This is a genomic window from Thermomonas sp. (assembly GCF_047606765.1).
Classification (GTDB): domain Bacteria; phylum Pseudomonadota; class Gammaproteobacteria; order Xanthomonadales; family Xanthomonadaceae; genus Thermomonas.
On the sequence record NZ_JASGED010000064.1, the window covers coordinates 1 to 10,243 of the forward strand.

At 66.0% G+C, this 10,243-nt stretch carries 6 protein-coding genes; all 6 read left to right on the plus strand.

Annotated features, from left to right (window positions below; genetic code table 11):
- The first annotated feature begins 233 nt into the window (after window positions 1-233).
- Entirely contained in the window at window positions 234-3,734 is a 3,501-nt protein-coding gene (gene smc, locus QM612_RS06190; protein ID WP_415253030.1) for a chromosome segregation protein SMC, read from the plus strand.
- 12 nt (window positions 3,735-3,746) lie between these two features.
- Window positions 3,747-4,451, plus strand: coding sequence for a cell division protein ZipA (gene zipA / locus QM612_RS06195; protein WP_415253031.1), 705 nt, complete (start codon window positions 3,747-3,749; stop codon window positions 4,449-4,451).
- Between the two features lie 114 nt (window positions 4,452-4,565).
- A complete protein-coding gene (gene ligA, locus QM612_RS06200) occupies window positions 4,566-6,914 on the plus strand; it encodes an NAD-dependent DNA ligase LigA (protein WP_415253032.1) in 2,349 nt (782 codons plus the stop codon).
- Window positions 6,911-7,927, plus strand: a complete 1,017-nt coding sequence (gene epmA / locus QM612_RS06205; RefSeq protein ID WP_415253033.1) for an EF-P lysine aminoacylase EpmA — start codon at window positions 6,911-6,913, stop codon at window positions 7,925-7,927. Before ligA ends, epmA begins: the two co-directional genes overlap by 4 nt.
- A 118-nt stretch (window positions 7,928-8,045) precedes the next feature.
- Window positions 8,046-8,795: a DUF3011 domain-containing protein gene (locus tag QM612_RS06210; protein WP_415253034.1), complete on the plus strand. Its 750-nt coding sequence runs from the start codon at window positions 8,046-8,048 to the stop codon at window positions 8,793-8,795.
- 75 nt (window positions 8,796-8,870) lie between these two features.
- The gene (gene mtnA, locus QM612_RS06215; protein ID WP_415253035.1) at window positions 8,871-9,929 is read left to right on the plus strand and encodes an S-methyl-5-thioribose-1-phosphate isomerase; all 1,059 of its coding nucleotides are present in this window, start codon (window positions 8,871-8,873) and stop codon (window positions 9,927-9,929) included.
- Window positions 9,930-10,243 lie beyond the last annotated feature (314 nt).

Below are 10,243 nucleotides of genomic sequence, written 5' to 3' on the forward strand. Positions count from 1 at the left end.
CGAAAGCCGGAATCCAGTTCTTCTTCGCATTGAAATGCTGGATTCCGGCTTTCGCCGGAATGACGGTGGTTGAAGTGGCAGTCTGCTACGGGCTGGCTTCGGCATCGCTATACTCATCGGTCGGCGCTGCGGCGCCGCAAGCATTCCCTTAGATAAAATAATGATTTAGGGGATTTAGTTAATCCAAATTTTCAGGTGGCGCGGTTGCGCGTCGCCGGGGTTTACCGTCGCGCATGCGCCTGTCCACGATCAAGCTGTCCGGTTTCAAGTCCTTCGTCGATCCGACCACGCTGCACCTGCCGACCAACATGACCGGCGTGGTCGGCCCGAACGGCTGCGGCAAGTCCAACATCATCGACGCCATCCGCTGGGTGATGGGCGAAAGCGCGGCCAGCCGCCTGCGCGGCGATTCGCTGACCGACGTGATCTTCTCCGGCAGCTCGGCGCGCAAGCCGGTCTCGCAGGCCACGGTCGAACTCATCTTCGACAACAGCGATCACACCATCACCGGCGAATACGCCGCGTTCAACGAAATCTCGGTCAAGCGCACGGTGGGCCGCGACGGCCAGAGCGCCTATTACCTCAACGGCAGCAAGTGCCGCCGCCGCGACATCACCGACCTGTTCCTCGGCACCGGCCTTGGCCCGCGCAGCTATTCGATCATCGAACAGGGCATGATTTCGCAGATCATCCTGGCCCGCCCCGAGGAACTGCGCGTCTATCTGGAAGAAGCTGCCGGCATCTCCAAGTACAAGGAGCGCCGCAGGGAAACCGAGACCCGCATCCGTCACACCCGCGAGAACCTGGACCGTCTGGGCGACCTGCGCGAAGAACTGGACAAGCAGCTCCAGCATTTGGCCCGGCAGGCGCGGCAGGCCGAGCAGTACACGGCGATTCAAGCGGAGCGCAAGGTCAAGGATGCCGAATGGAAGGCGCTGGAGTTCCGCGCGCTGGATGGCAAGCTGCAAGGCCTGCGCGAAAAGCTGGCGCGCGAGGAAACCCGCCTTGAACAACTGATCGCCGAACAGCGCGAAGCCGAACGCGAACTGGAAACAGGCCGCACCCGCCGCGAGACCGCCAGCGAAGCGCTGAACGCCGCGCAGGCCGCCGTGTATCAGGTCGGTAGCACGCTGGCCCGTGTCGAACAGCAGATCGCCCATCAGCAGGAGTTGTCCACCCGCCTGCAGCGCGCCCGCGAGGAAGCGCAGACCGCGCTGGCCGAACTGGGCAGCCACATCAGCGGCGACCAGCAGAAATTGGATGTACTGCGCGAAGCCGTGGCCGAGGCCGAACCTAAGCTGGAACTGTTGCAGGAAGAAGACCTGCTGCGGCAGGACGCATTGCGTGACGCCGAAGCGAAGCTGGCCGACTGGCAGCAGCGCTGGGATGCGCACAGCCGCGAGCAGGCCGAGGCCGCCCGCGCCGGTGACGTGGAACGCACCCGCATCGAACATCTGGATCGGCAAATCCTGGATGCCGACCGCCGCCGCGAACAACTCACCGCCGAACGCGCCGGGCTGGATCTGGAGACGCTGGCCGATGCCTTCGCGCAGTTGCAGATCCAGCACGAAACGCAAAAGGAATCGCTGGAATCGCTGACCGAGCAGGTGGAGCAGCGTCGGCAGGCCACCAGCGACGTGCAGGAGCGCCAGCGCAGCACGCAGGCGGAACTGGCCGAACTGCGCAAGCAGGCGCAGGCCGCGCGTGGTCGCTTGGCCTCGCTGGAAACCCTGCAACACGCCGCGCTGGGGCAGGAGCAAGGTGCCGCCAGCGACTGGCTGCGCGCACAGGGTCTGGACGATGCCGCCCGCGTCGGCGAACGCCTGCAGGTGCAAGCCGGCTGGGAAAACGCGGTCGAAGGCGCGCTGGGGCAGTTGATCGAAGCCGTCCTCGTCGATGCTCCGGAGGCACTGGTCGATGCGCTGGGCGAACTCGGCGAAGGCCGGCTGGCGCTGGTTGCGAACGAGGCCGACAACGCACAGTACGCTGCGACTTCGCTGGCGGCGAAGGTGCAGGGGCCGCGCGCGATCCGCCGCCTGCTGTCGCGCCTGCATGCCGCCGATACGCTGAATGATGCCCGCGCGCTGCAATCGCGCTTGGGTGAAGGCGAGTCCGTCATCACCCGCGCCGGCGAACGCCTTGGCGCGGGCTGGGTGCGCGTGGTGCGCTCCGGCGCCGCCAAGCAGGGCGCGCTGCTGCGCGAGAAGGACATCCAGTCGCTGCGTGCGCAGATCGAACAGCACATCGCCCGCGAGCGCGAACTGGAAAGCCTGCTGACCCAGTTGCGCGATCAGGCGTTGGCGGCGGAGCAGCAGCGCGAGGATGCGCAGCGTTCGCTCTACCTCGCGCATCGCGGCGTGTCGGAACTGGCCGGCCAGTTGCAGAGCCAGCAGGGCCGGCTGGAATCGGCGCGCACCCGCATCGAACGCATCGATGCCGAGCTTGCGCAATTGGACGAAGCGCTGGAAGCCGGCAAGCAAGAGGCTGCCGAAGCCCGCATCCGCATCGAGGATGCGGTGGAGCGCATGGGCGCGCTGGAAGATGCGCGGCAGGCGCTGGACAACGAGCGCAGGCAACTGGTCGAAGCGCGCGATGCCGCCCGCAATACCGCCCGCGAATCACGCGACGCGGCACATGCGCTTGCACTGACGCTGGAATCGCAGCGCGTGCAGGTGGTGGCGCTGGCGCAGGCGCTGGAACGCATGGGGGGCCAGCGCGGGCAACTGGATTCGCGCCTTGGCGATCTGGCCGCGCAACTGGCCGAAGGCGATGCGCCGGTGCAGGCGCTGGAAGCCGAGCGCCAGTCCGCACTGGCCGAGCGCGTGCGCACCGAGCGCGAACTGGGCGAAGCGCGTTCCACGCTGGAAGGCATCGACAACGACCTGCGCCAGCACGAACAAACCCGCCAGCAGCGCGATGCACAGGCACTGGAACAGCGTGAGGCCATCGCCCAGCGCCGCCTCGACCAGCAGGCGCTGGCGCTGAAGGCCGAGCAGTTCTCCGCCGCCGTGGTCGAAGCCGGCTTCGTCATGGACGAAGTGCTGAACACGCTGGCCGACGACGCCGACCGTTCCGCATGGGAAAAGACCGTCACCGAACTCGACGCGAAGCTGCGCAGGCTGGAGCCGGTGAACCTCGCGGCCATCGCCGAACACGCCGAGGCCGCGCAGCGCAAGGAATACCTCGATGCGCAGAACGCCGACCTGACCGCCGCGCTGGAAACGCTGGAAGAAGCCATCCGCAAGATCGACCGCGAAACCCGTGGCCGCTTCAAGGACACCTTCGACCGCGTTAACGCCGGCGTGCAGGAACTCTACCCGCGTCTGTTCGGCGGTGGCCATGCCTATCTGGAACTGACCGGCGAAGACCTGCTCGACACAGGCGTTGCGATCATGGCGCGCCCGCCCGGCAAGCGCGTGTCCAACATCTCGCTGCTGTCCGGCGGCGAAAAGGCGATGACCGCGGTGGCGCTGGTGTTCGCCATCTTCCGCCTCAACCCCGCGCCGTTCTGCCTGCTGGACGAGGTGGACGCGCCGCTGGACGAGGCCAACGTGGGCCGCTTCACCGCCATGGTCAGCGAGATGAGCGAGCAGGTGCAGTTCCTGTTCGTCACCCACAACAAGACGACGATGGAAGCCGCGCACCAGCTGTCCGGCGTTACCATGCGCGAACCGGGCGTGTCGCGTTTGGTGTCGGTCGATCTGGCCGAAGCCGCGCGCCTTGCCGCCGAGTAAGGAGAAACGCGGATGTCGGACATGACCCTGCTTCGCATCGGCATCGCGATTGCGATGTCGCTGCTGCTTGGCGCGATCATCTTCTTCGGTCGCAGCCGCAAGGACGGGCAGGGCCGGCGCGTCCCGCGCGAATCCGCGCGCGATGCCGGCGAGCGCACCGAACCCACGCTGGCCGACATCACCGGTGCCGGCGAAGAGGCAGAGCCCGCGCAGGTGGAACTGGCACTGGCCACCGCGCAGGAACTGGGCAAACGCCCCAGCGAACAGTTCGACCGCATCGTCTCGCTGTATGTCGCCGCCAAGGCCGGCAGCACCCTGCGCGGCCCGGACATCGTGGTCGCCGCCGAAAAGGCCGGCCTGACCTTCGGTTACATGGACGTGTTCCATCGGCTGGTGGACGGCAAGCCCGAACTCGGCCCGATCTTCAGCGTCGCCAACATCATCAAGCCCGGCAGCTTCGACATGGCAATGATCGCCGAGGTCGAAACCCCGGCCATCGCCTTCTTCCTGACCCTGCCCGCACCGGTGCCGGCGCTGGACGCATGGGAAACCATGGAGCCCGCCGCGCAGCGCATGGCCGACCTGCTTGACGGCGTGGTGCTGGACGAAGAGCGAAACGCCCTTGGCCGGCAGCGCATCCAGCACATCCGTGACGAACTGCGCGCCTACGACCGCCAGAACGCCGCGCCGCCGCTGGGCAAGACCACGCGCTGGTAGCATTTTTCCTTCTCCCTCCGTGAGAAGGTGGCGCGCAGCGCCGGATGAGGGTTCGGATGCGCACTGAACCCTCATTCCAACCTCTCTCCCAAGGGGAGAGGGGCTTAAAATCGAATGATGTCGATCGTCACCCCCGCCACCCGCATCGCCGACCTCCGCCGCCGCATCGAGGATGCCAACCGGCGCTACCACGAGCTGGACGCCCCGGACATCACCGATGCCCAGTACGACGCGCTGGTGCGCGAGCTGGAGGCACTGGAGCGCGAGCATCCGGAACTGGCCGATGCTGATTCGCCGACGCGCAAGGTCGGTTCCGCGCCGTCCGGCCGCTTCACGCAGGTGGAGCATGCGGTGCCGATGCTGTCGTTGGGCAATGCCTTCAGCGATGAGGAAGTCGGCGATTTCGTGCGCCGCATCCGCGAGCGGCTGGATCGCGATGCACTGGTGTTCTCCGCCGAACCGAAACTCGACGGCCTTGCGATCAGCCTGCGCTACGAGAACGGCGTGTTCGTGCAAGGCGCAACGCGCGGCGACGGCGCAACCGGCGAGGACGTGACCGCCAACCTGCGCACGATTGCCGTGATCCCGCACACGCTGCAAGGCGGCGGCTGGCCGCAGGTGCTGGAAGTGCGCGGCGAGGTATACATGGCGCGCGCCGACTTCGAGCGCTGGAACGAGCATGCGCGCCTGCACGGCGGCAAGGTGCTGGCCAATCCGCGCAACGGCGCGGCGGGTTCATTGCGCCAGATCGATTCCAGATTGACCGCGCAGCGGCCACTGAGTTTCTACGCCTACGGCATCGGGCAGGTCGAAGGCGGCACGCTGCCGGCCACGCATTCGGCCACGCTGGCGAAGCTGCGCGACTGGGGCTTCCCGGTCAGCGATCTTGCAACGGTGGTGCAGGGTGTCGATGGCCTGCTGGGGTATTACAAACGCATCGGCGAAGCCCGCGACGGCCTGCCGTTCGACATCGATGGCGTGGTCTACAAACTAGACGACACCGCCGGCCAGCGCGAAATGGGCTTCGTCTCGCGTGCGCCGCGCTGGGCCATCGCGCACAAGTTCCCGGCGCAGGAGCAGGCGACGGTGCTGGAATCCATCGAGGTGAATGTCGGCCGCACCGGTGCGGTCACGCCGTGGGCGCTGATGCGACCGGTGCAGGTGGGCGGCGTCACCGTCACCCGCGCGACGCTGCACAACGCCGACCACGTTGCGCGGCTGGACGTGCGCAACGGCGACACCGTGATCGTGCGCCGCGCCGGCGACGTGATCCCGGAAGTGGTGCAGGTGGTGCTGGAGCAGCGCCCGCCAAACACGCAACCGTGGTCGATGCCGACGGCTTGCCCGGTCTGCGGCGCGGACGTGGTGCGTGAGGAAGGCGCGGCTGTGTGGCGTTGCTCGGGCGAGTTGAGCTGCCCGGCGCAGCTGGTGCAGTCGGTATTCCATTTCGCCTCGCGCCGAGCGATGGATATTGATGGCTTGGGCGAGCGCTACATCGAATCGCTGTGTGATTTCGGCTACCTGCGCGACGTGTCTGATCTGTATCGACTGACGCTGGACGACCTGCTGGAAATGAAGCGCCGCGCCGACGAGCGCGACGGCACGATTCCGGAAACGGTGAAGGCCGGCAAGGTGGCGACCAAGTGGGCCGACAACCTGATCGAGGCCATCGACGCCAGCCGTGACACCACGCTGGTGCGCTTCCTGTACGCGCTGGGCATCGAACACGTTGGCGAAAGCACGGCGAAGGCGCTGGCGCAGTGGTTCGGCGACCTCGCACTGATCCGCCATCTGCCGTGGCCGCTGTTCAAGCGCGTGCCGGATATCGGCGGCGAGGTGGCACGCGCGCTCGGCCACTTCCTCGACCAGCCCGGCAACCAGCAGGTGATCGACCGCCTGCTGGATCGCGGCGTGCGCATTGGCGATACCCATGCACCGCATCCGAAGCTGGGTAACGCTCTGGATTTGGCGACGCTGCTGGCCGACCTTGATATCCCGAAGATCACGCCGGTGCGCGCCGCGCAGTTGGGCAGTGCCTTCGCCGATGCGCAGGCGCTGCTGGATGCGTCCGCGCACAACCTCGTCACCGCCGGTTTGCCTGCCGACACCGCAAACGCGCTGGTGACATGGTTGGAAGTTGATGCCAACGCCAGTTTGCTGTTGCGCAGCGCACAGGCGCAGGCGGCGTTGCGTTCGCGTTTGCCCGAGCGCAGCGAACAGGCCGCAGGGCCGCTGGAAGGCAAGACCGTGGTGCTGACCGGCACGCTGTCCTCGATGGGCCGCGATGAAGCCAGGGACAAGCTGGAAGCGTTGGGCGCGAAGACCGCAGGCAGCGTGTCGAAGAAGACCAGTTTCGTGGTGGCGGGCAGTGAAGCCGGCTCCAAGCTGGCGAAAGCCGAGGAACTCGGCGTCGAAGTCTGGGACGAGGCGAAGCTGCTGGCGTTTCTGGCGCAGCACGCATGAAGTTCCAACCCGGCCCCGGCTGGCGCGACGGCATTGACGATGCCGGATGGACACCATCCGCCACACGCGACGCCATCCGCCTGCGTGCATGGCTCAACCGTCTGATCCGCGAGTTCTTCCACGTCCGCAACGTGCTGGAAGTGGAAACCCCGGTCATGTCGCTGGCCGGCAATACCGAGCCGAACATCGCCTCGTTCTCCCTGCAATTCTCCGGCCGCACCGACGGCGCGCCGCGCACGCGCTGGCTGCGCACTTCGCCCGAGTTCGCGCTCAAGCGCCTGCTGGCTGCCGGCATCGGCGACTGTTATGAATTGGGTCGCGTGTTCCGCGACGGCGAGGCCGGTGGCCACCACAACCCCGAGTTCACCATGCTGGAGTGGTATCGCGTCGGTTGGGATCACCTTCGGTTGATCGATGAAACTGCCGAACTGGTGCGCGCCGCGCTGGCGCTGATTGGACGCGATGCCACGCTGCGGGTGGCGACGTATCGCGATCTGTATCACGACACCCTAGGCATCGACCCATTCACCGCCAGCGATGAGGAACTGCGCAACGCATTGGGTGATGTGCGCATCGATCCCGATGGCCTGACCCGCGACGACTGGCTGGATCTGCTGATGACCCATCGCCTGCAACCGGGCTTTGCCGCAGATGAACTGCTGGCGGTAGTCGATTACCCGGCATCGCAATGCGCATTGGCGAAGATCGCGCAGCGCGGTGGCGTGCCGGTTGCCGAACGCTTCGAGCTGTATCTCGGCCCGCTGGAACTGGCGAACGGCTACCACGAGTTGCAGGACGCGGCGGAGCAGGCCGCACGTTTCGCTCGCGATCACGCTGTGCGGTGCAACAGAAACGATGTGCTGCCGCCTGTCGATGCGCATCTGCTGGCAGCACTGGAATCCGGCCTGCCGTCCTGCGCTGGCGTTGCGCTAGGCGTGGATCGCCTGCTGATGGCGATGCTGGGTACGGCGCGCATCGCCGACGTGCTGGCGTTTGACTTTCCTCGTTCCTGAATGCGTGATATCCAGTCGTGGGGAATGCCGGGGATTTTTGCCTGCCGTTAATCCGGCACGCCTACATTCGGAAACGAGGATCGCGCCCATGCCGGGCCGAGGAAGGAGGAGCCAGACCATGCGTACCTTGATTGCAGTCGCCGCCACCATGCTTGCCGCGTCGGCCATGGCTCCGGCATCCGCGCAGAGCTACGGCGGCAGCTATGGTTACAACAACGGCTACAACGGTTACGGCGAGATCATCCGCTGTGAATCCAATGACGGTCGCCCGCGGGAATGCAGCACCGGCGGCGGGCGCGTGGCGCTTGAACGGCAGCTCTCGAAAGCGGCCTGTATCGAAGGCCGAAGCTGGGGCTACGGGCGCAATGGCGTGTGGGTGTCGCAAGGTTGCCGCGCCGACTTCCGCGTGCTGGGTTACGGCAACGATTACGGCAACGGACAGTACGATGGTTATGGTCAGACCTTCCGCTGCGAATCCAATGATGGCCGTACGCAGCACTGCATGGTGAACGGTCGCGGTCGCGTTGAACTGGTGCGCCAGCTGTCGAAGAGCGCCTGCATCGAAGGCCGCAGCTGGGGTTCGGATCGCAATGGCGTCTGGGTGGCGCAGGGGTGCCGCGCGGAGTTCGCAGTGAGCAGCCGTGGCGGCTATGACAACGGCTGGGGCAATTCCGGTTATGGTGGCCGTGTGTTCCGCTGCGAGTCGAATGATGGCCGCACCAGCGAATGCGCCGCAAACACCCGCACCGGCGTGCAACTGCTGCGCCAGCTGTCGAAGGCACCCTGCATCCAGGGCCGCAGCTGGGGCTATGGCCGCAATGGCATCTGGGTATCGCAGGGCTGCCGTGCGGAGTTCCGCAGCTACTGAGGCAATGTCTGCTTGCGATGCACGAACCGGCGCCCATGTGGCGCCGGTTTCGTTTTGCGGTGGGATAATGCGGTCATGACGAACCCCATTGACTACGACCGCTACGACCGCATCCGCCCGATTCGCTGGACGGGCGAAGCGCTGGAGCTTCTCGACCAGCGCGCACTGCCGTTCACCGTGGCCTTTGAGACTTGCCGCAGCAGCGATGAAGTCGCTGCCGCCATCCATGCACTGACCGTGCGCGGCGCGCCTGCCATTGGCATCGCCGCTGCGTGGGGCGTGGTATTGGCCGCGCGCGAAGTAGAAGCTGCAGACGGCGCAACAGCTGCTGCGGCGCTTGCGCCGGCAATGCAGCGCCTCAACGCTGCGCGCCCGACCGCGGTCAATCTTGCATGGGCGCTGGCACGCATGCGCCGCGTGCTGGACGCTGCGGGCAGTGACTGGCGCGAGGTGTTGGAACGCGAAGCGCGTGCCATCGAAACCGAAGACCTTGCCGCAAACCGTGCGATGGGCCGCGCCGGTGCCGCACTGATCGAAGCCGGCAGTGGCGTGCTGACCCATTGCAATACCGGCTCATTGGCAACGGCGGGCTTCGGCACCGCGCTGGGCGTGATCCGCGCCGGCGTGGCCGATGGGCGCATCGTGCGCGTGTTTGCTGGCGAGACGCGCCCGTGGAATCAGGGTGCGCGGCTGACCGTGTGGGAACTGCAGCAGGACGGGATTGATGCCACCTTGATTGCAGATGCCGCCGCATCACATCTGATGAAAACCGGGCAGGTGCAGTGGGTCATCGTCGGTGCGGATCGCATCTGCGCCAATGGCGATACCGCCAACAAGATCGGCACCTATCAGCTCGCGATTGCGGCGCGCCACCACGGCGTGAAGTTCATGGTGGTGGCACCGTCTTCGACCGTCGATATGCAGACCGCTTCCGGCGATCTGATCGAGATCGAGGAACGCGACAGCGCCGAGCTGCTTTCGCACAAGGGCGCGCGTACGGTGGCCGAAGGCGTGCGTGCGTGGAACCCGGTGTTCGATGTCACGCCGCACGAGCTGATCGACGCCATCGTCACCGAACAGGGCGTGGTGGAACGGCCTGATGTTGCGAAGATGCGGGCGATTTTTGGCGGATGACGCTTGGTGCCGTCATCCCGGCGAAAGCCGGGATCCAGCCCTTGTCTGACATTCGCACGCAAAAGCTGGATTCCGGCTTGCGCCGGAATGACGAAATTGCGATGAGAAACTTGCTTAACTCCTTGTTTCTTCGTGCAAATCCAGCGTGCGCCAACTGCCGCCGGATGGTATGATTTCACGTTGCTGAAATCCCCTTCGCAAGCGCCTTGCGGGCTGTCTTCCGCAGGCTGCCCGTGGGCCTCGAAACAAGCAGAACACCGACCCCGAACACCGGACGCACGATGACCGATCTCGCCAAGGAAATCATTCCCGTC

Bases quoted from the DNA above. Each gene is read 5' to 3' on its own strand.
- smc (WP_415253030.1), top strand. From the start codon at position 234: ATGCGCCTGTCCACGATCAAGCTGTCCGGTTTCAAGTCCTTCGTCGAT.
- zipA (WP_415253031.1), top strand. From the start codon at position 3,747: ATGTCGGACATGACCCTGCTTCGCATCGGCATCGCGATTGCGATGTCG.
- ligA (WP_415253032.1), top strand. From the start codon at position 4,566: ATGATGTCGATCGTCACCCCCGCCACCCGCATCGCCGACCTCCGCCGC.
- epmA (WP_415253033.1), top strand. From the start codon at position 6,911: ATGAAGTTCCAACCCGGCCCCGGCTGGCGCGACGGCATTGACGATGCC.
- QM612_RS06210 (WP_415253034.1), top strand. From the start codon at position 8,046: ATGCGTACCTTGATTGCAGTCGCCGCCACCATGCTTGCCGCGTCGGCC.
- mtnA (WP_415253035.1), top strand. From the start codon at position 8,871: ATGACGAACCCCATTGACTACGACCGCTACGACCGCATCCGCCCGATT.